Below are 19323 nucleotides of genomic sequence, written 5' to 3'. Positions count from 1 at the left end.
CCTCCTTTCCTGCAAAATTATTTAGCTTTTACAGCAGATCTTACTTCAATTAACGCTTTTTTAGGTCCAGGTACGTTACCTTTGATTAAAAGAAGGTTGCGTTCAGCATCTACTTTCACAATTTCTAAGTTTTGAACTGTTACACGCTCTCCACCCATACGGCCAGGAAGCTCTTTAGATTTAAATACACGGTTTGGCGCAATTGGACCCATAGAACCTGGGCGGCGATGATAACGAGAACCGTGTGACATTGGTCCACGAGATTGTCCGTGACGTTTAATCGCACCTTGGAAACCTTTACCTTTAGATACTCCTGTTACATCTACAATATCTCCCGCTGAGAAAATGTCTACTTTGACTTCTTGACCAACTTCATATTCTTCAATGTTCGCACCACGAACTTCGCGGATGAAGCGCTTAGGTGCAGTATTCGCTTTTGCTGCATGACCTTTTTCAGGTTTATTAGCAAGCTTTTCACGTTTATCTTCAAAGCCAAGCTGAATAGCTTCATAACCATCATTTTCAACTGTTTTCACTTGAAGTACAACGTTTGGAGTTGCTTCAATTACAGTTACAGGTATTAAATCTCCATTTTCAGCGAATACTTGCGTCATACCAATTTTTCTACCTAAGATTCCTTTGGTCATGAGTCACACCTCCTAAATAATAATCTACTCTATTTAAAATTACAGTTTAATTTCAATGTCAACACCAGATGGCAAGTCTAAACGCATTAATGAATCAACTGTTTGTGGAGTTGGATTGATAATATCAATTAAGCGTTTATGTGTACGCATTTCAAACTGTTCACGAGAATCTTTGTACTTATGAACTGCACGCAATATCGTATAAACAGATTTTTCTGTTGGTAATGGGATTGGACCAGATACATTAGCACCAGAACGTTTTGCTGTTTCTACGATCTTTTCTGCAGATTGATCAAGGATTCTGTGATCATATGCTTTTAAACGAATGCGAATTTTTTGTTTTGCCATTATTTTCCCTCCTTTTCGCCTACTTGAAATAGACAATTCTCCGTGAGAATTTCCCACACACTCGCCATGGCAAAGCGGCCGGGTGTGTCAGCAACCTCCCACTTCATCGCAGTCAAAGACCAACATTAAACATTATATAAGAAATAACCGTTCAATGCAAGAAAAACTCCTATTTTTCTTGGAACGACACACTTTAGATATTATACATTTGCCTAATAATGTTTTCAACCCATTGTCATGATGTTTTTAAATTCATATGAATAATTCTTTTTATTAAATCTTACAAAATATTTTTTTACTCTTGTAATAGAAAAAAGCGAGCCTTAATTGGCTCGCTTTTTTTAAAGATTTTTTTTACTCAACAATCGCAGATACTACACCTGCACCTACAGTACGTCCACCCTCGCGGATAGAGAATTTAGTACCTTCTTCGATCGCGATTGGAGAGATAAGTTCTACTGTCATTTCAACGTTGTCTCCAGGCATAACCATTTCTACGCCTTCTGGTAAAGTGATGATACCAGTTACGTCAGTTGTACGGAAGTAGAACTGTGGACGGTAGTTTGAGAAGAATGGAGTATGACGTCCACCTTCTTCTTTAGAAAGAACGTATACCTCAGCTTTGAATTTTTTGTGAGGTGTAATAGAACCTGGTTTTGCTAATACTTGACCGCGCTCAACTTCGTCACGAGCAATACCGCGAAGAAGTGCACCGATGTTGTCACCAGCTTCTGCATAGTCAAGAAGCTTACGGAACATTTCAACACCAGTTACAGTTGTTTTCTTAGGCTCATCAGCTAGACCGATGATCTCTACTTCGTCACCAACTTTAACTTGTCCACGCTCTACACGACCTGTAGCAACTGTACCACGACCAGTGATAGAGAATACGTCCTCAACAGGCATCATGAATGGCTTATCAGTGTCACGCTCAGGAGTTGGAATGTACTCGTCAACAGCGTTCATAAGCTCCATGATTTTTTCTTCCCACTCAGCGTCTCCTTCAAGAGCTTTAAGAGCAGAACCTTTAATAACTGGTACTTCGTCACCAGGGAAGTCGTATTCAGAAAGAAGATCACGTACTTCCATTTCTACTAATTCTAGTAATTCTTCATCGTCTACCATATCACATTTGTTTAAGAATACAACGATGTATGGTACACCTACTTGACGAGAAAGAAGAATATGCTCACGTGTTTGTGGCATTGGACCGTCAGCAGCAGAAACTACAAGGATTGCACCGTCCATTTGAGCTGCACCAGTAATCATGTTTTTAACATAGTCAGCGTGTCCTGGGCAGTCAACGTGTGCATAGTGACGGTTGTCAGTTTCATATTCAACGTGTGCAGTAGAGATTGTGATACCACGTTCACGCTCTTCTGGAGCACCGTCGATTTGGTCATATGCACGAGCTTCAGCTTTACCAGATTTAGCAAGAACTGTAGTGATAGCAGCTGTTAAAGTTGTTTTACCATGGTCAACGTGACCGATTGTTCCAATGTTAACGTGTGGTTTAGAACGGTCGAATTTTTCTTTTGCCATTCTGAAATCCTCCTTAAGAGTTATTTAATAAGTATAGGGAATAGAAAGTGGAAGTAGAATTCCACTTTCTAGGTTTACAATAGTAGTTATACTGTATTAAAGGTTTAAAATCAATTATTCACCTTTATTTTTTTTGATAATTTCATCTGCAATGTTTTTCGGTACTTCTTCATAGTGGTCAAAGTGCATTGTGAATGTTCCACGACCTTGAGTGTTTGAACGTAATGCAGTTGCATAACCAAACATTTCTGCTAATGGAACCATTGCCTTAACCACTTGTGCGTTACCGCGAGCTTCCATTCCTTCAACGCGGCCACGACGAGAAGTAATGTCACCCATAATGTCACCCATGTACTCTTCAGGAATAACTACCTCTACCTTCATAACTGGCTCAAGAAGTACTGGGTTACATTTTTTTGCAGCGTTCTTAAGGGCAAGAGATGCCGCAACTTTGAATGCCATTTCACTAGAGTCAACATCATGGTAAGATCCATCAAACAATTTAGCTTTAATGTCGATTAGTGGATATCCAGCTAAGACACCATTTTGCATAGCATCTTCAAGTCCTGCTTGAACCGCTGGGATATATTCACGTGGTACGACACCACCGACGATTGCGTTTTCAAACTCGAATCCTTTACCTTCTTCATTTGGAGAGAATTCGATCCAAACATGTCCGTATTGTCCGCGTCCACCAGATTGACGAACGAATTTACCTTCAACCTGTGCACTAGAACGAAATGTTTCACGATACGCAACCTGTGGAGCACCAACATTTGCTTCTACCTTAAATTCACGTTTCATACGGTCGACAATGATATCTAGGTGAAGCTCACCCATACCTGAAATGATTGTTTGTCCAGTTTCAGGATCTGTGTGTGCTTTAAATGTTGGGTCTTCTTCAGCTAATTTTTGCAGCGCCGTTGACATTTTGTCTTGGTCTGCTTTTGATTTAGGTTCAATGGCAACGGAGATTACAGGCTCCGGAAACTCCATTGATTCAAGAATAACTTGGTTCTTTTCATCACATAAAGTGTCACCAGTTGTTGTGTCTTTTAAACCTACTGCTGCAGCAATGTCACCAGAATATACTGTAGGAATTTCTTCGCGGTGGTTTGCGTGCATTTGTAGGATACGACCAATACGCTCGCGCTTACCTTTAGTTGAGTTTAATACATAAGAACCAGAGTTTAAAGTACCAGAATATACGCGGAAGAAAGTTAACTTTCCAACATATGGGTCAGTCATAACTTTGAACGCCAATGCTGCAAATGGTGCGTCATCACTTGACTCACGTGTTACTTCTTCCTCTGTTCCAGGAACAATTCCTTTGATTGCCGGTACATCAGTTGGTGCTGGTAAATAATCAAGAACAGCATCCAACATCAATTGAACACCTTTGTTTTTGAACGCAGATCCACAAAGAACTGGGTAGAATTCTACATTACATGTACCTTTACGGATAGCGGCTTTAATTTCTTCAACTGTAATATCTTCACCTTCAAGGTACTTCATCATCAGTTCTTCATCAAGTTCAGCAACTGCTTCAATTAATTTTCCACGATACTCTTCAGCTTGCTCTTTGTACTCATCTGGAATTTCACGAGCATCTGCACGTGTACCTAAATCATCTAAATAGTAATAAGCTTTCATTTCTACTAAGTCGATGATTCCTTCAAACTGATCCTCAGCACCAATTGGCAATTGGATTGGATGAGCATTTGCTTGCAAGCGATCATGTAATGTTTTAACTGAGTATAAGAAATCTGCCCCGATCTTATCCATTTTGTTTACGAATACGATACGAGGAACTCCATAAGTTGTTGCCTGACGCCAAACCGTTTCAGTTTGTGGTTCTACACCAGATTGTGCGTCAAGAACAGCAACTGCTCCGTCTAAGACGCGAAGAGAGCGCTCAACCTCTACTGTAAAGTCTACGTGTCCTGGAGTATCAATAATGTTGATACGATGCCCTTTCCACTGAGCAGTTGTTGCGGCAGATGTAATAGTGATTCCACGCTCTTGCTCTTGTTCCATCCAGTCCATTTGGGAAGCACCTTCGTGTGTTTCCCCAATTTTATGAATGCGTCCTGTATAGAACAAGATACGCTCAGTGGTTGTAGTCTTACCAGCATCGATGTGAGCCATGATACCGATGTTACGAGTTTTTTCTAAGGAGAACTCTCTTGGCATTTGGTATTTCTCCTTCCTTATGTGAATATTGGTTTATAAAAAATTAAATAATTACCAACGATAGTGAGCAAATGCTTTGTTTGCTTCTGCCATTTTATGAGTGTCTTCACGCTTTTTAACAGCTGCTCCAGTGTTGTTAGCTGCGTCAATAATTTCGTTAGCTAAGCGCTCCTCCATCGTTTTTTCACCACGAAGACGAGCGTAGTTTACTAACCAACGAAGTCCAAGTGTAGTACGGCGATCTGGACGAACTTCTACAGGCACTTGATAGTTCGCACCACCGACACGACGTGCACGAACTTCAAGAACAGGCATAACGTTTTTAAGAGCTTGTTCAAATACTTCCATCGGATCGTTGCCAGTTCGCTCCTTTACGATGTCAAACGCTTTGTAAAGGATTGTTTGTGCTTTTTGCTTTTTGCCATCAACCATAATTTTGTTGATTAAACGTGTCACAAGCTTAGAGTTATAAATTGGATCTGGTAATACATCACGTTTTGCTACAGCACCTTTACGTGGCATATGATGTTCCTCCCTTCATACTGTAATTCATATTGATGCTTCTATTATTTTTTAGGACGTTTTGTACCGTATTTTGAACGACCTTGTTTGCGATTTTCAACACCAGCAGTATCTAACGCACCACGAACAATGTGATAACGTACCCCTGGCAAGTCTTTAACACGTCCACCACGAATTAACACAACACTGTGTTCTTGTAAGTTGTGTCCGATACCTGGAATATAAGCTGTCACTTCGATTCCGTTTGTTAAACGAACACGAGCATATTTACGAAGCGCTGAGTTTGGTTTTTTAGGTGTCATTGTACCAACACGAGTACAAACTCCACGTTTTTGTGGTGATGATACGTTAGTGTGCTCTTTTTTAAAGCTGTTGTATCCTTTATTTAACGCAGGTGACTTAGATTTTTCAATTTTACGAGTACGTCCCTTGCGCACTAATTGGTTAATTGTAGGCATGTTTATGTTCCTCCCTTCGTAAAATTTTAATACCACACATCCAGGTGGTTCATATTTTGGTAAAAACAAAGTTTTTGCAGATGAACTCTACAAAAACAGTTGTTTATTTTATAATGGCTACAGCTGCAGCTCCCACTTCAATTCCACAAGCTTTTCCAAGCTTTTTCATGGAGTCGACTTTTGTAATAGGAACTTGTTTTTGCTCAGCCAATTGTATAACTTTCATCGTCACTCTCGGTTCGGCATCCTCAGCAATCACAACTTCCTTTACTAGGTCGTTTTTTAGAGCTTTCGCTGTTTGCTTCGTACCAACAATTATTTTTTCAGCCTGCGATACTTTTTCATAAGACATTTGATCATATCCTCCAAAGTAACAGGTTAAGATTGAGCACCTTGATAATAGTAACATTATAGGGGGATGGATGTCAACTGACTGAATACATTTTCTTTTAAATCCATCCAGTAACATCCATCCATTTTTTAGATTTGAAGTTTACTCAACTGCAACCGTTGTGTCTGTTGATTGCACCTTAGAAACTGGTTTTACTTTTCGATAACGCGGCATACCTGTACCAGCTGGCACAAGTTTACCGATAATGACGTTTTCTTTCAAGCCGAGCAACTCGTCACGTTTCCCTTTAATGGCAGCGTCTGTAAGCACACGTGTTGTTTCTTGGAAGGATGCTGCAGATAAAAACGACTCTGTTTCAAGTGATGCTTTTGTAATACCAAGGAGTACTGGTCTGCCCGTTGCAGGACGTTTCCCTTCCAATAATACCTTCTTATTCGCATCTGTGAATTGATGGACATCTAGAAGTGTTCCTGGCAATACATCTGTATCCCCTGGATCTATGACACGCACTTTGCGAAGCATTTGACGAACCATTACCTCAATATGTTTATCGCCAATTTCTACCCCTTGCATACGGTACACTTTTTGCACTTCACGTAATAAATATTCTTGAACAGCTAAAATGTCTTTCACTTTTAATAGTTCTTTCGGGTCAACAGAACCTTCTGTAATCTCTTGACCGCGTTCTACTTTATCGCCTTTTGATACTTTTAAACGAGCATTGAATGGTGCAGTGTATGTTCTTGTTTCCACTTCACCTTGAACAACAATTTCTTGTTGTTTATCCCGGATTTCATTAATTTCAGTAACAACACCGTCAATTTCAGAAATAACAGCTTGACCTTTCGGATTGCGCGCTTCGAACAACTCTTGAACACGAGGCAAACCTTGTGTAATATCGTCTCCCGCAACCCCACCTGTGTGGAATGTACGCATTGTTAACTGTGTACCTGGTTCACCAATAGATTGAGCCGCGATAATACCGACAGCTTCACCGACTTCAACCTCGGATCCAGTTGCTAAATTACGTCCATAACATTTTTTACATACACCGTGTCTTGTGTTACATGTAAACGCAGAACGAATCCATACTTCTTCAATACCAGCATTAATAATCTCGCTAGCAATATCCTCTGTAATCATTTCATTTTCTTTTACTAGAACTTCGCCAGTTTCTGGGTGTTTTACGGTTCTGCGTGCATATCGTCCAATAATGCGTTCCTCAAGCTTTTCGATGACTTCTGTACCATCTTGTAGTGCTCTTGCTAAAATACCACGGTCAGTACCACAGTCTTCTTCACGAATAATTACATCTTGAGCAACATCTACTAGTCGGCGAGTTAAATAACCAGAGTCCGCTGTTTTTAACGCTGTATCCGCAAGACCTTTACGAGCACCGTGTGTAGAGATAAAGTACTCTAATACGGTTAATCCTTCACGGAAGCTAGATTTAATCGGCAGCTCAATGATACGACCAGCTGGGTTTGCCATCAATCCACGCATACCAGCAAGCTGCGTGAAGTTAGATGCGTTACCACGAGCACCAGAGTCACTCATCATGAAGATCGGATTCATCTTATCTAAAGATTTCATCAGCTTACTTTGGATGGTGTCTTTCGCAGCACTCCAGATAGAAATAACTCTGTCATAACGTTCATCTTCGGTAATTAATCCACGTCTAAACTGTTTCATGACATTGTCTACTTTTGCTTGTGCTTCTCTCAAGATTTCTTCTTTTTCACCTAGAACGACAATGTCAGAAACACCAATCGTAATTCCAGCTTTCGTAGAGTATTTAAACCCTAAGTCTTTTAAGCGGTCAAGCATTTTGGATGTTTCAGTAATAGCAAATCGTTTAAAGACTTCCGCAATGATTTTTCCTAAGATACCCTTTTTAAATGGCGGAATAATCTCTTGGTTTTGAATATGTTCTTTTACATTTACAGAAGGGTCAATGAAATATTTGTCAGGTGTTTTTTCTTGAATATTTTCTGCCGTTGGTTCGTTAATGTAAGGGAATGAGTTTGGAAGAATCTCATTAAAGATTAACTTACCAACAGTTGTGATTAATAACTTTTTATTTTGTTCCTCCGTAAATGTTTCATTTTTTAGAGAATCTGCATGCACAGCTACACGAGTGTGTAAGTGCACATAGCCATTTTGATAAGCAATTAACGCTTCGTCTGTATCTTTAAAGACTTTCCCTTCACCGATCGCACCTTCACGTTCCATTGTTAAGTAATAGTTTCCTAATACCATGTCTTGTGAAGGTGTTACAACTGGCTTACCGTCTTTCGGATTCAAAATATTTTGAGCCGCTAACATTAAGATACGAGCTTCGGCTTGTGCTTCAGCAGATAACGGAACGTGTACGGCCATTTGGTCTCCGTCAAAGTCAGCGTTATATGCTGTACAAACAAGCGGGTGAAGACGAATGGCACGCCCTTCAACAAGCGTTGGTTCAAACGCTTGAATACCAAGTCTATGAAGAGTTGGAGCACGGTTTAATAAGACAGGGTGCTCTTTAATCACCTCTTCTAACACATCCCATACTTCAGGATGAACACGTTCAATTTTCCGTTTCGCACTTTTAATGTTGTGAGCAAGCCCTTTTTCTACTAACTCTTTCATCACAAATGGCTTAAATAATTCGAGGGCCATTTCTTTCGGAAGACCACATTGATACATTTTTAAGTTTGGTCCTACAACGATAACAGAACGTCCAGAATAATCAACACGCTTACCGAGTAAGTTTTGACGGAAGCGACCTTGCTTACCTTTCAACATGTGAGAAAGAGATTTGAGTGGTCTGTTACCAGGTCCAGTTACAGGACGACCGCGACGACCATTATCAATCAGTGCATCTACTGCTTCTTGGAGCATACGCTTCTCGTTTTGAACGATAATGCTTGGTGCACCTAAATCTAATAAGCGTTTTAAGCGATTGTTACGATTAATGACACGACGATATAAGTCGTTTAAGTCAGATGTTGCAAAACGTCCACCATCTAATTGCACCATTGGACGCAATTCAGGAGGAATGACTGGAAGTACATCCAAAATCATCCAAGATGGTTTGTTTCCAGAATTACGAAACGCTTCTAGCACTTCCAAACGTTTAATCGCACGTGTACGACGTTGACCTTGAGATGACTTCAGCTCTTCTTTTAATTGTTCAACCTCTTTGTCAAGGTCAATATCTTGAAGAAGCTTTTTAATTGCTTCTGCACCCATTGACGCTTGGAAGGAATTACCGTATTTTTCCCGATACGTACGGTATTCTTTTTCTGATAACAATTGTTTCTTTTCTAACGGTGTATCGCCAGGGTCTGTTACAACGTAAGATGCAAAGTAAATGACTTCTTCTAACGCTCTTGGAGACATGTCAAGGACAAGTCCCATACGGCTAGGAATTCCTTTGAAATACCAAATGTGAGAGACAGGGGCAGCGAGTTCAATATGCCCCATGCGCTCACGGCGAACTTTTGCACGTGTGACTTCAACACCACAGCGATCACAAACGACACCTTTATAGCGAACGCGCTTATATTTTCCACAATGACATTCCCAGTCTTTTGTTGGTCCGAAAATACGCTCACAGAAAAGACCATCTTTTTCAGGCTTTAAAGTTCGATAATTGATTGTTTCTGGCTTTTTCACTTCACCATATGACCAAGAACGGATTTTATCAGGTGAAGCAAGACCAATGTTCATGTATTCAAAGTTATTTACATCTAGCAAGGGGCCTACCTCCCTTTTCCTCTTCCGGTTTTAACCCTTATCGCCAAAATTTTACTCTTTCGTTACGACATCTTTTTCTTTTTCGTTCTTCGTCTCTTCCTCAGTATTTAAAGAGAGTCCTTCTGTTTGATTTGTATGATCTTCGTCTTCTAATTCTCTCATCTCAATTTCTGTTTCATCACTTGAAAGAATTTTTACATCCATACCTAAACTTTGAAGCTCTTTAATTAATACTTTAAAGGACTCAGGAACACCTGGTTCTGGTACATTTTCACCTTTTACAATAGCTTCGTAAGTTTTCACACGGCCGACAACATCATCAGATTTAACAGTAAGAATTTCTTGGAGAGTATAAGCAGCACCATAAGCCTCAAGCGCCCAAACCTCCATTTCACCAAAGCGTTGTCCACCAAATTGCGCTTTACCACCAAGCGGCTGTTGCGTAACAAGCGAGTATGGTCCAGTGGAACGAGCATGTAATTTGTCGTCAACCATGTGCGCTAGTTTAATCATATACATGATACCGACAGATACACGGTTATCAAACGGTTCACCTGTACGACCATCATAAAGAATTGTTTTGGCATCACGAGCCATACCTGCTTCTTCAAGAGTTGCCCAAACATCTTCTTCACGGGCACCATCGAATACAGGTGTTGCAACATGAATTCCAAGCTTTTTCGCTGCCATGCCAAGATGCAGTTCTAAGACCTGACCGATGTTCATTCGTGATGGAACCCCTAGAGGGTTTAACATGATATCAATTGGCGTTCCATCTGGTAAAAACGGCATGTCTTCTTCTGGAAGAATACGGGAAATAACACCTTTGTTACCATGGCGACCTGCCATTTTATCGCCTTCTGAAATCTTACGCTTTTGAACGATATAAACACGTACTAATTGGTTGACACCCGGTGGTAATTCATCACCATCTTCACGGTTAAAGACTTTCACATCAAGAACAATACCTCCGCCACCATGTGGTACTCTCAATGATGTATCACGAACTTCACGAGCTTTTTCACCGAAAATCGCATGTAAAAGTCTTTCCTCGGCTGTTAGCTCAGTCACACCTTTTGGCGTAACTTTACCAACTAGTAAGTCACCATCTTTTACTTCCGCACCGATGCGAACAATTCCACGCTCATCTAGGTTTTTAAGCGCATCTTCACCAACGTTTGGTATATCACGAGTAATTTCTTCTGGTCCTAATTTCGTGTCGCGGGATTCTGACTCATATTCTTCAATATGAATGGATGTGTAAACGTCATCCTTCACGAGACGCTCACTCATGATAATAGCATCTTCGTAGTTATACCCATCCCATGTCATGAATGCTACTAATACATTTCGTCCAAGCGCCAATTCACCTTTTTCCATTGAAGGACCATCAGCCAAAATTTCACCTTTTTCCACTTCATCCCCAACAGAAACAATTGGACGTTGGTTGTAGCAAGTACCTTGGTTTGAACGAACAAACTTAAGTAAATTGTATTTATCAAGATCACCTTTTACTTTTTGACCGTCAATTTCTTCGTAACGACGAACATAAATACGATTTGCTTCTACTCGTTCAACAACACCAGCGTGTTTACAAATGACTGCCGCTCCAGAGTCCTTCGCAGACACATATTCCATACCCGTACCAACAATTGGAGCCTCTGGCTGTAATAAAGGTACAGCTTGACGTTGCATGTTTGCACCCATAAGCGCGCGGTTGGAGTCGTCGTTTTCTAAGAATGGAATACATGCTGTCGCTGCAGACACAACTTGCTTCGGAGAAACGTCCATATAATCGACACGGTCACGTTTGACAACTGTGTTTTCACCGCGAAAGCGAGCAACGATATTTTCATCTAGGAAAGAGCCGTCTTCAGCTAAACGAGCATTCGCTTGGGCCACAACATAGTTATCCTCTTCATCAGCTGTCAAATAATCGATTTGGTTAGTTACTTTTCCAGTTTCTGGATCAACACGACGATAAGGTGTTTCGATGAATCCAAAACGATTAACTTTTGCATAAGTAGATAAAGAGTTAATTAATCCGATGTTTGGACCCTCTGGCGTTTCAATTGGACACATACGTCCATAGTGAGAATAGTGAACGTCACGCACTTCAAATCCTGCACGTTCACGTGTTAAACCACCAGGACCTAATGCTGATAAACGGCGTTTATGCGTTAACTCAGCAAGTGGGTTTGTTTGGTCCATAAACTGTGATAGCTGCGAACTACCAAAGAATTCTTTAATTGATGCAATGACTGGACGAATGTTAATTAACTGCTGTGGTGTAATTGTGTTTGTATCTTGAATCGACATTCTTTCACGTACAACGCGTTCCATGCGAGAAAGACCGATACGGAACTGATTTTGCAACAATTCACCGACAGATCGTAAACGACGATTACCTAAGTGATCGATATCATCTGTATTTCCTACACCATGTAGCAAATTGAAGAAATAACTAATAGAAGCAATGATATCTGCTGGTGTAATATTTTTGATGTTTTCATCAATATTTGCGTTGCTAATAACGTTAATCACTTGCTCGCCATTAGGGTCATTCGGTGCATAAATTTTAATAGATTGTAGCGTAATTTCTTCTTCTACTACGCCACCGATCGGATTGAATTTTTTAAAGCCAACACCATTTTCAAGATGATGAAGAATTCGATCTAACGTTCTTCTATCAATTAACGTATCCTTTTCTGCAATGATTTCACCAGTTTCAGGATCTACTAGTGTTTCAGCTAAACGTTGATTAAATAGGCGGTTTTTAATATGAAGCTTTTTATTAATTTTGTAACGTCCAACACTTGCTAAATCATAGCGTTTTGGATCAAAAAAGCGTGAAATTAACAAACTTTTTGCGTTTTCAACTGTCGGAGGCTCTCCAGGACGCAAACGCTCATAAATTTCAAGCAATGCTTTTTCCGTACTCTCTGTGTTGTCTTTATCTAATGTGTTGCGTAAATATTCATTTTCACCAAATAGATCAATGATTTCCTGATCTGAACTAAACCCAAGGGCACGTAAAAGAACCGTAACTGGTAATTTACGAGTGCGGTCAATGCGAACATATACAACATCCTTCGCATCTGTTTCATACTCTAACCAAGCGCCACGGTTTGGAATAACAGTTGCCGTAAATCCTTTTTTGCCGTTTTTATCTACTTTATCGCTGTAATATACACTTGGAGAACGTACTAATTGGGAGACGATTACACGCTCTGCACCATTGATCACGAATGTACCGGTTTCCGTCATAAGCGGGAAATCACCCATGAATACATCCTGATCTTTTACTTCGCCCGTCTCCTTATTAATAAGGCGGACCTTAACACGGAGAGGAGCGGAGTATGTAACATCGCGTTCCTTTGACTCTTCTACAGAATATTTAGGTTCACCTAAACTATAATCAATAAACTCTAACGAGAGGTTACCAGTGAAATCTTCGATAGGAGAAATGTCTTGGAACATTTCGCGAAGCCCTTCATCAAGAAACCACTGATAAGAAGAGGTTTGAATTTCAATAAGATTTGGCAATTCTAACACTTCGCTTATACGCGCATAACTTCTACGTTGGCGGTGTCGTCCATACTGAACTAGTTGACCTGTCAACTGATTCACCCCTCAAATTAAGCGTAATATATATCTTGTAAATAGTATTTAAACGTAATATAAGCACGCAAATACTATTACAAGGTTAAAAGCAAAAAGAAAGGGTTTTTCTAAACAGAAAACCTCTTAAAAACGAATATTCGATTTTATTATTTTTCCCTCAAATACTGAAATTATACATAATAAAAAACAAGGAGCATTAACGAATATATATTGGCATTTTATAATGTTAACATATACAAATTTTATAGTCAATCTTTTTTTGCTTTTATAATGTAATAGCCTTTTTTCTTCTCAACAACCTCAACAAACGAAAAAAGTTCTTTGAGCTTCTTCAAGGCCGAGGATGCTCCTTGCTTTTTCTGTATAACAACCCAAAGCTCACCACCAGGAACTAAATGATGAAAGCTCCCTTCAAATATCGAAAAAACTACGTGCTTTCCAGCTCTTATTGGCGGATTTGTCAATATGGCTGCATACTGTTTTTCATTTATTTTTTCAAATAAATCACTTTGAAAAATGCTTACATTTTTCACTTGATTAATTTGAGCATTTTCTTTAGCAAGCTCGATGGCCCGTTCATTAATATCAATCATATCTACCATTCTCATTGGTTCAGCAGCAGCAACCGCTAAACCAATCGGTCCATAGCCACAGCCAATATCTAATATATTTCCATCTTCTTCAGGAGACTCAAATGATTCAATTAATATCCGCGAACCAAAATCTACTTCACTTTTTGAAAACACACCTGCATCTGTAACAAAGCGAAACTCTTTTCCTCTTAAATCATATGTAAATGTTTTGCGATTACTTTTAGCTGAAGGCCGTTCTGAATAATAATGCTCACTCATATAGATCCCGTCCCCTTTATAAAGAAGTATCGGTCTTTTCAAACCATTTTATTCTCCATTTAAGCAAAGAGAAAAAGCCCGCCATTATACAGCGAGCTTTTTGTCTAGCGTTTATTACTTCACTTCAACAGAAGCGCCAACTTCTTCAAGTTTACCTTTGATTTCTTCAGCTTCTTCTTTAGAAACGCCTTCTTTAAGTGGTTTTGGAGTATTGTCTACTAATTCTTTAGCTTCTTTTAAGCCAAGACCAGTGATTTCACGAACAACTTTGATAACTTTGATTTTTTGAGCACCTGCGTCATTAAGCACAACATCAAACTCAGTTTTCTCAGCAGCAGCTTCGCCAGCAGCAGCGCCACCCATAACAGCTACAGGAGCAGCAGCAGTTACACCAAATTCCTCTTCAATTGCTTTTACTAAATCATTAAGTTCAAGAACAGTCATTTCTTTAATCGCTTCAATAATTTGTTCTTTAGTCATTTGTTTTTCCTCCTTATTTTTGGTTTTTTATATCGTTAACAAGCGTTTTTGAATTGTTCGGCTATTAGGCACCTTGTTCTTCTTTTTGATCGGCAACAGCCTTTGCAGCAAGTGCAAAGTTGCGCATTGGAGCTTGAAGAACAGATAGTAACATAGAAAGTAGACCTTCGCGTGAAGGAAGCTCTGCAATCGCTTTGATTTCTTCAAGAGTTGCAATATTTCCTTCAATAACACCTGCTTTAATTTCAAGCGCTTCATGCTCTTTAGCAAACTCACTTAAAATTTTCGCAGGCGCTACTACGTCCTCAGTGCTGAACGCAATGGCGTTAGGGCCTGTTAGAACATCGTTAAGCTCTGTTAGTTCAACTTGCTCAACTGCACGACGAGTTAATGTGTTTTTATAAACTTTGAACTCAACATTTGCTTCACGAAGCTTTTTACGAAGCTCAGTTACTTCCGCAACGTTTAAACCACGGTAATCTACAATGATTGTCGAAACACTGTCACGGAGCTTGCCAGCAATTTCTTCAACGATTTGCTTTTTTTGTTCGATAGCGCTGCTCATTTGTTACACCTCCTGTAGATTAAGAGTAGGCACTTATACCGTCTGGTGCAAATTAAAACCTCCATGCCGCAGACATGGAGGTATCATACAAATAAGCATACAAACGCTTAATCTATATCTTCACACCTCGGTAGGAAATTAAGCCTTTTAGGCACCTACTGTCTACGGTATAAATGAAATCTATTCAATTAAACAACATGGTTGATTATATCAAAACAAAAGTAGGATGTCAATTGACATTAGTTTTTCACAACAAATGTTGACGGATCAACTTTAATGCCGGGTCCCATCGTTGATGTTACAGAGATGTTTTTTATATAAGTTCCTTTTGCAGCAGCTGGCTTCGCTTTTAATAATGTTTCATAAATCGTAGTAAAGTTTTCAACTAATTTTTCATCATCAAAAGAAACTTTACCGATTGGTACATGTACGTTACCAGCTTTATCTACACGATATTCTACTTTACCTGCTTTAATTTCTTTTACAGCTTTTTCAACTTCAAATGTAACAGTTCCAGTTTTAGGGTTCGGCATTAAACCTTTAGGTCCTAGTACACGACCGAGTTTACCAACCTCTCCCATCATATCTGGAGTTGCAACAACTACATCGAAGTCAAACCAACCTTGTTGGATTTTATTAATGTAGTCAGAATCACCAACATAGTCTGCACCAGCAGCTTCTGCTTCTTTCGCTTTTTCACCTTTAGCAAACACAAGAATGCGTTGAGTTTTTCCAGTTCCATTAGGTAAAACAACCGCACCGCGAATTTGTTGATCGTTTTTACGAGGATCAACTCCTAAACGGAATGCCACCTCTACTGTTGCATCAAAGTTTGCAATATTTGTCTTTTTCACTAATGCAATAGCTTCTTTTACGTCATAAGCTTTAGAACGATCGACAAGCTTAGCAGCTTCAAGATATTTTTTCCCTTTTTTCGGCATTTCATTTTCCTCCTTATGTGGTTTTAGCGGAATAACCTCCCACGAATAAAGGTTGCGAACTTGATACCGACCAAACTCGCAACCCTAAAACAACAACTTTGTCTTTGGGATTAGTCTTCAATGACAATACCCATGCTGCGCGCAGTACCTTCTACCATACGCATTGCAGCTTCAATGCTAGCTGCGTTTAAGTCAGGCATTTTTGTTTCGGCAATCTCACGCACTTTATCGCGCTTGATTGTCGCTACTTTATTACGATTTGGCTCACCAGAACCTGACTCAATTCCAGCTGCTTTCTTTAATAATACAGCAGCAGGCGGAGTTTTCGTAATAAATGTAAATGAACGGTCTTCATAAACCGTAATTTCAACAGGAATAATTAAACCAGCTTGATCTGCTGTGCGAGCGTTAAATTCTTTACAGAATCCCATGATGTTAACACCCGCTTGACCTAATGCAGGACCAACAGGCGGCGCTGGGTTCGCTTTTCCAGCTGGGATTTGTAATTTAACGATTTTGACTACTTTTTTAGCCACGAGACACACCTCCTTAAGTCCGTGATGTGGTAATAGGGACAACACCCTCCCACTCATGCAACAATCATTCTTTATATGAATGATAAACGAAAAATTTTATAAATGTTCTGCCCCATTACGAGACATACTGACTTATGAAATATTACCACTTTTTTGGTTCTATTTCAAGGTTGTTTTAAAAAATTATAATTTAGATATTTGGGAAAACTCAAGTTCAACAGGTGTTTCACGACCAAACATATTAACGAGAACTTTTACTTTATTTTTATCATAATCAATCTCCTCAATCACACCTGTAAAATTCGCAAAGGGTCCATCTGTTACTTTTACGGTTTCTTTCAACTCAAAGTCGAAATCTATGCGAGAGTCATCCATTCCCATTCGTTTTAAAATTGCATTTACTTCTTCAGGTAAAAGTGGAGTTGGTTTCGAACCAGAGCCTGATGACCCTACGAATCCTGTTACACCTGGTGTATTTCTTACTACATACCAAGAGTCGTCTGTCATAATTAATTCTACAAGAACATATCCAGGGAAGACTTTTTTCTTTGATATTTTCGTTTTACCATTTTTCATATCCTTTTCCTCTTCCTCTGGCACAACAACCCGGAAAATTTTATCTTGCATCCCCATGGACTCAACACGCTTTTCTAAATTCGCTTTTACTTTATTTTCATAACCTGAATAAGTGTGAACAACATACCAGTTCTTTTCCATATTTAAGGACTTTGTCCTTCCCTCCCCACAATTGTTCAAACAATCGATCATCCATATCTTCACATAATTAAAAAACCCGTTAAACGGGTTTGAGTTGCTAATTGAATATCTACCATTATAGCACGAATTGTAGACTTTTATTCAAAAAATAAGCGGATAAGTTCTGAAATTCCTAAATCGATGACAGCAAAAAAGATTGAAAGGAAAGCCACTGTTGTTATAACTGTAATTGTGTAACGTGTCAATTCTTTTCCTTTTGGCCAGCTAACTCTTTTCATTTCTTTGGCAACATCACGGAAAAACTTTATTAATCGCTGCATTCGTGTACCTCCAAAGTCATTTTGTTTCGCGATGAGGAGTATGAGCATTGCATGTTTTACAAAATTTCTTTATTTCTAACCGTTTCGCAGCGTCGGTTATATTTTTCATTGTTGAATAGTTGCGATTTCCACATTGCACACAAGCTAATACAATTTTTTTACGCATAAGAACACCTACCGCTATTTATCCTATTAAACTGTATCATAGCGGTATTTTAACTGTCAATGCGATTAGGAAGTAATTTCTCTTAATTCCAGATATCTCTCAAGCTTTCTCTTAACGCGTTGCAGGGCATTATCAATAGATTTCACATGTCTGTTTAACTCTTCGGAAATTTCTTGATAAGAGCGTCCATCTAAATATAGCACTAAAACCTTTCGTTCCAAATCAGATAAAATTTCCCCCATTTTTAATTCAATATCGTCAAATTCTTCTTGATTTATAATTAATTCTTCTGGATCCATTACCTTCGCCCCTGAAATGATATCCAATAGCGTACGATCAGACTCTTCATCATAGATGGGTTTATCTAATGAAACATAGGAGTTAAGAGGAATATGCTTTTGACGGGTTGCGGTTTTTATCGCAGTAATAATTTGGCGGGTAATACATAGCTCTGCGAAAGCCTTAAAGGAGGTAAGCTTGTCCTCTTTAAAATCACGAATAGCTTTATATAGACCGATCATTCCTTCTTGAACGATATCCTCACGATCTGCTCCAATAAGAAAATAAGACCGTGCTTTAGCGCGGACAAAATTTTGGTATTTGGTAATTAAATAATCAAGCGCATCACTATCACCATTATGAACAAGCTCTACAATTTGCTCGTCCTCGAATGTTTTTAGCGAATTTTTTGTCATTTCCCCCTTGTTGCCTTTCACACTCACACAGATTCCCCCCGACCGGAAATTAGGAAAAATTGTTAAAAATATTATACGTTAAAATTTCTGTAAGCGTCAACCAAACGCTTATTCGAGATCTCCTCGTCTCCATTTTTCGAATTGTTTAGCCACTTCATCCGATAATTTAATTTTTGACTGCGGACGTTTCTCTTGAATTTTTTTTACTTTATTTCGAATTCGAGACTCAATGGATTCCATTTCAGCCAAAAGCTCTCTTGCTGATTTTCGCAACGCTCCTTGTGAAAAGACTGTCCATTGTTCCGTATAGTCCGATGTTGCTACATATATTTTAGACTTGACTGAAAGCAATGTTTTAATGAGTTTTTCAATTCGTTCATCAGCTGTTTCGTTTTCTCGTGTAAAAATCACTTCGACACCAGATTGTATATATTTTTTTTCAATCCCTTTTACTAAGTGGGCATCAAATACAACAATGACACGAAATCCTGTATAGGCTTGATATTCAGCCATTTTTTGAATTAATAAATCTCGAGCATGCTCTAAATTGTCATTTTTTAATGCTTCAAGCTCCGGCCATGCACCGATGATGTTATATCCATCAACAAGAAGGATATTCATTTTT

The 19323-nt window shown here is 39.2% G+C and carries 19 protein-coding genes and 1 other annotated feature; all 19 genes read right to left on the bottom strand.

Translation table 11 applies throughout. The features are described from left to right. Nucleotides 1-17 precede the first annotated feature (17 nt). A complete protein-coding gene (gene rplC / locus J2S06_RS13330; protein WP_044747019.1) occupies nt 18-647 on the bottom strand; it encodes a 50S ribosomal protein L3 in 630 nt (209 codons plus the stop codon). A gap of 39 nt (nt 648-686) precedes the next feature. After that, nucleotides 687-995, bottom strand: a complete 309-nt coding sequence (gene rpsJ / locus J2S06_RS13325) for a 30S ribosomal protein S10 (RefSeq protein ID WP_044747018.1) — start codon at nt 993-995, stop codon at nt 687-689. Nucleotides 996-1349: 354 nt separating this feature from the next. Then, nucleotides 1350-2537 carry an elongation factor Tu gene (tuf, locus tag J2S06_RS13320; protein WP_044747017.1) on the bottom strand — a complete coding sequence of 396 codons (1188 nt, stop codon included), beginning with the start codon at nt 2535-2537 and terminating at the stop codon, nt 1350-1352. A 114-nt stretch (nt 2538-2651) separates the two neighbouring features. Further along, a complete protein-coding gene (gene fusA, locus J2S06_RS13315; RefSeq protein ID WP_044747016.1) occupies nt 2652-4730 on the bottom strand; it encodes an elongation factor G in 2079 nt (692 codons plus the stop codon). 51 nt (nt 4731-4781) lie between these two features. Continuing rightward, complete coding sequence (gene rpsG, locus J2S06_RS13310) at nt 4782-5252, bottom strand: 30S ribosomal protein S7 (RefSeq protein WP_044747015.1); 471 nt, start codon at nt 5250-5252, stop codon at nt 4782-4784. 44 nt (nt 5253-5296) lie between these two features. Then, nucleotides 5297-5710: a 30S ribosomal protein S12 gene (rpsL, locus tag J2S06_RS13305; protein ID WP_044747014.1), complete on the bottom strand. Its 414-nt coding sequence runs from the start codon at nt 5708-5710 to the stop codon at nt 5297-5299. 103 nt (nt 5711-5813) lie between these two features. Continuing rightward, a complete protein-coding gene (locus J2S06_RS13300) occupies nt 5814-6062 on the bottom strand; it encodes a 50S ribosomal protein L7ae-like protein (protein WP_044747013.1) in 249 nt (82 codons plus the stop codon). Nucleotides 6063-6203: 141 nt separating this feature from the next. Then, nucleotides 6204-9803, bottom strand: a complete 3600-nt coding sequence (rpoC, locus tag J2S06_RS13295) for a DNA-directed RNA polymerase subunit beta' (RefSeq protein ID WP_044747012.1) — start codon at nt 9801-9803, stop codon at nt 6204-6206. A 51-nt stretch (nt 9804-9854) separates the two neighbouring features. Next, the gene (rpoB, locus tag J2S06_RS13290) at nt 9855-13424 is read right to left on the bottom strand and encodes a DNA-directed RNA polymerase subunit beta (RefSeq protein WP_044747011.1); all 3570 of its coding nucleotides are present in this window, start codon (nt 13422-13424) and stop codon (nt 9855-9857) included. Between the two features lie 251 nt (nt 13425-13675). Then, nucleotides 13676-14278 carry a class I SAM-dependent methyltransferase gene (locus J2S06_RS13285; protein WP_419152610.1) on the bottom strand — a complete coding sequence of 201 codons (603 nt, stop codon included), beginning with the start codon at nt 14276-14278 and terminating at the stop codon, nt 13676-13678. Nucleotides 14279-14392: 114 nt separating this feature from the next. After that, nucleotides 14393-14758, bottom strand: a complete 366-nt coding sequence (rplL, locus tag J2S06_RS13280; RefSeq protein ID WP_044747009.1) for a 50S ribosomal protein L7/L12 — start codon at nt 14756-14758, stop codon at nt 14393-14395. Nucleotides 14759-14822: 64 nt separating this feature from the next. After that, nucleotides 14823-15323 (bottom strand): 50S ribosomal protein L10, encoded by a 501-nt coding sequence (gene rplJ, locus J2S06_RS13275; RefSeq protein WP_419152609.1) that lies wholly within the window; start codon nt 15321-15323, stop codon nt 14823-14825. Nucleotides 15324-15366: 43 nt separating this feature from the next. Then, nucleotides 15367-15509 (bottom strand) — a sequence feature (ribosomal protein L10 leader region). A 53-nt stretch (nt 15510-15562) separates the two neighbouring features. After that, a complete protein-coding gene (rplA, locus tag J2S06_RS13270; protein ID WP_419152608.1) occupies nt 15563-16264 on the bottom strand; it encodes a 50S ribosomal protein L1 in 702 nt (233 codons plus the stop codon). A gap of 110 nt (nt 16265-16374) precedes the next feature. Continuing rightward, complete coding sequence (gene rplK, locus J2S06_RS13265; protein WP_044747006.1) at nt 16375-16800, bottom strand: 50S ribosomal protein L11; 426 nt, start codon at nt 16798-16800, stop codon at nt 16375-16377. Between the two features lie 183 nt (nt 16801-16983). After that, complete coding sequence (gene nusG, locus J2S06_RS13260) at nt 16984-17517, bottom strand: transcription termination/antitermination protein NusG (protein ID WP_419152607.1); 534 nt, start codon at nt 17515-17517, stop codon at nt 16984-16986. Between the two features lie 137 nt (nt 17518-17654). After that, nucleotides 17655-17837: a preprotein translocase subunit SecE gene (gene secE / locus J2S06_RS13255; RefSeq protein WP_044747004.1), complete on the bottom strand. Its 183-nt coding sequence runs from the start codon at nt 17835-17837 to the stop codon at nt 17655-17657. A 16-nt stretch (nt 17838-17853) separates the two neighbouring features. Beyond that, nucleotides 17854-18003: a 50S ribosomal protein L33 gene (rpmG, locus tag J2S06_RS13250; RefSeq protein WP_044747003.1), complete on the bottom strand. Its 150-nt coding sequence runs from the start codon at nt 18001-18003 to the stop codon at nt 17854-17856. A 65-nt stretch (nt 18004-18068) separates the two neighbouring features. Continuing rightward, complete coding sequence (gene sigH, locus J2S06_RS13245; RefSeq protein WP_407638410.1) at nt 18069-18698, bottom strand: RNA polymerase sporulation sigma factor SigH; 630 nt, start codon at nt 18696-18698, stop codon at nt 18069-18071. Between the two features lie 108 nt (nt 18699-18806). Further along, nucleotides 18807-19319 (bottom strand): NYN domain-containing protein, encoded by a 513-nt coding sequence (locus tag J2S06_RS13240; RefSeq protein WP_044747001.1) that lies wholly within the window; start codon nt 19317-19319, stop codon nt 18807-18809. Between the last annotated feature and the right edge of the window lie 4 nt (nt 19320-19323).

The sequence above is a fragment of the Bacillus alveayuensis genome (genome assembly GCA_030812955.1).
GTDB lineage: Bacteria > Bacillota > Bacilli > Bacillales > Aeribacillaceae > Bacillus_CB > Bacillus_CB alveayuensis.
Note: the sequence above shows the minus strand (reverse complement) of the source record. Positions and strands in the feature narration are given on the sequence as shown.

Excerpts from the sequence above, each read along its gene's own strand:
- J2S06_RS13300 (WP_044747013.1), bottom strand. The coding sequence starts at position 6,062 with ATGTCTTATGAAAAAGTATCGCAGGCTGAAAAAATAATTGTTGGTACG.
- secE (WP_044747004.1), bottom strand. The coding sequence starts at position 17,837 with ATGCAGCGATTAATAAAGTTTTTCCGTGATGTTGCCAAAGAAATGAAA.
- J2S06_RS13240 (WP_044747001.1), bottom strand. The coding sequence starts at position 19,319 with ATGAATATCCTTCTTGTTGATGGATATAACATCATCGGTGCATGGCCG.
- rpsL (WP_044747014.1), bottom strand. The coding sequence starts at position 5,710 with ATGCCTACAATTAACCAATTAGTGCGCAAGGGACGTACTCGTAAAATT.
- rpmG (WP_044747003.1), bottom strand. The coding sequence starts at position 18,003 with ATGCGTAAAAAAATTGTATTAGCTTGTGTGCAATGTGGAAATCGCAAC.
- nusG (WP_419152607.1), bottom strand. The coding sequence starts at position 17,517 with ATGGAAAAGAACTGGTATGTTGTTCACACTTATTCAGGTTATGAAAAT.
- rplA (WP_419152608.1), bottom strand. The coding sequence starts at position 16,264 with ATGCCGAAAAAAGGGAAAAAATATCTTGAAGCTGCTAAGCTTGTCGAT.
- rpsJ (WP_044747018.1), bottom strand. The coding sequence starts at position 995 with ATGGCAAAACAAAAAATTCGCATTCGTTTAAAAGCATATGATCACAGA.
- rplL (WP_044747009.1), bottom strand. The coding sequence starts at position 14,758 with ATGACTAAAGAACAAATTATTGAAGCGATTAAAGAAATGACTGTTCTT.
- sigH (WP_407638410.1), bottom strand. The coding sequence starts at position 18,698 with ATGACAAAAAATTCGCTAAAAACATTCGAGGACGAGCAAATTGTAGAG.
- rplJ (WP_419152609.1), bottom strand. The coding sequence starts at position 15,323 with ATGAGCAGCGCTATCGAACAAAAAAAGCAAATCGTTGAAGAAATTGCT.
- J2S06_RS13285 (WP_419152610.1), bottom strand. The coding sequence starts at position 14,278 with ATGAGTGAGCATTATTATTCAGAACGGCCTTCAGCTAAAAGTAATCGC.
- tuf (WP_044747017.1), bottom strand. The coding sequence starts at position 2,537 with ATGGCAAAAGAAAAATTCGACCGTTCTAAACCACACGTTAACATTGGA.
- rpsG (WP_044747015.1), bottom strand. The coding sequence starts at position 5,252 with ATGCCACGTAAAGGTGCTGTAGCAAAACGTGATGTATTACCAGATCCA.
- fusA (WP_044747016.1), bottom strand. The coding sequence starts at position 4,730 with ATGCCAAGAGAGTTCTCCTTAGAAAAAACTCGTAACATCGGTATCATG.
- rplC (WP_044747019.1), bottom strand. The coding sequence starts at position 647 with ATGACCAAAGGAATCTTAGGTAGAAAAATTGGTATGACGCAAGTATTC.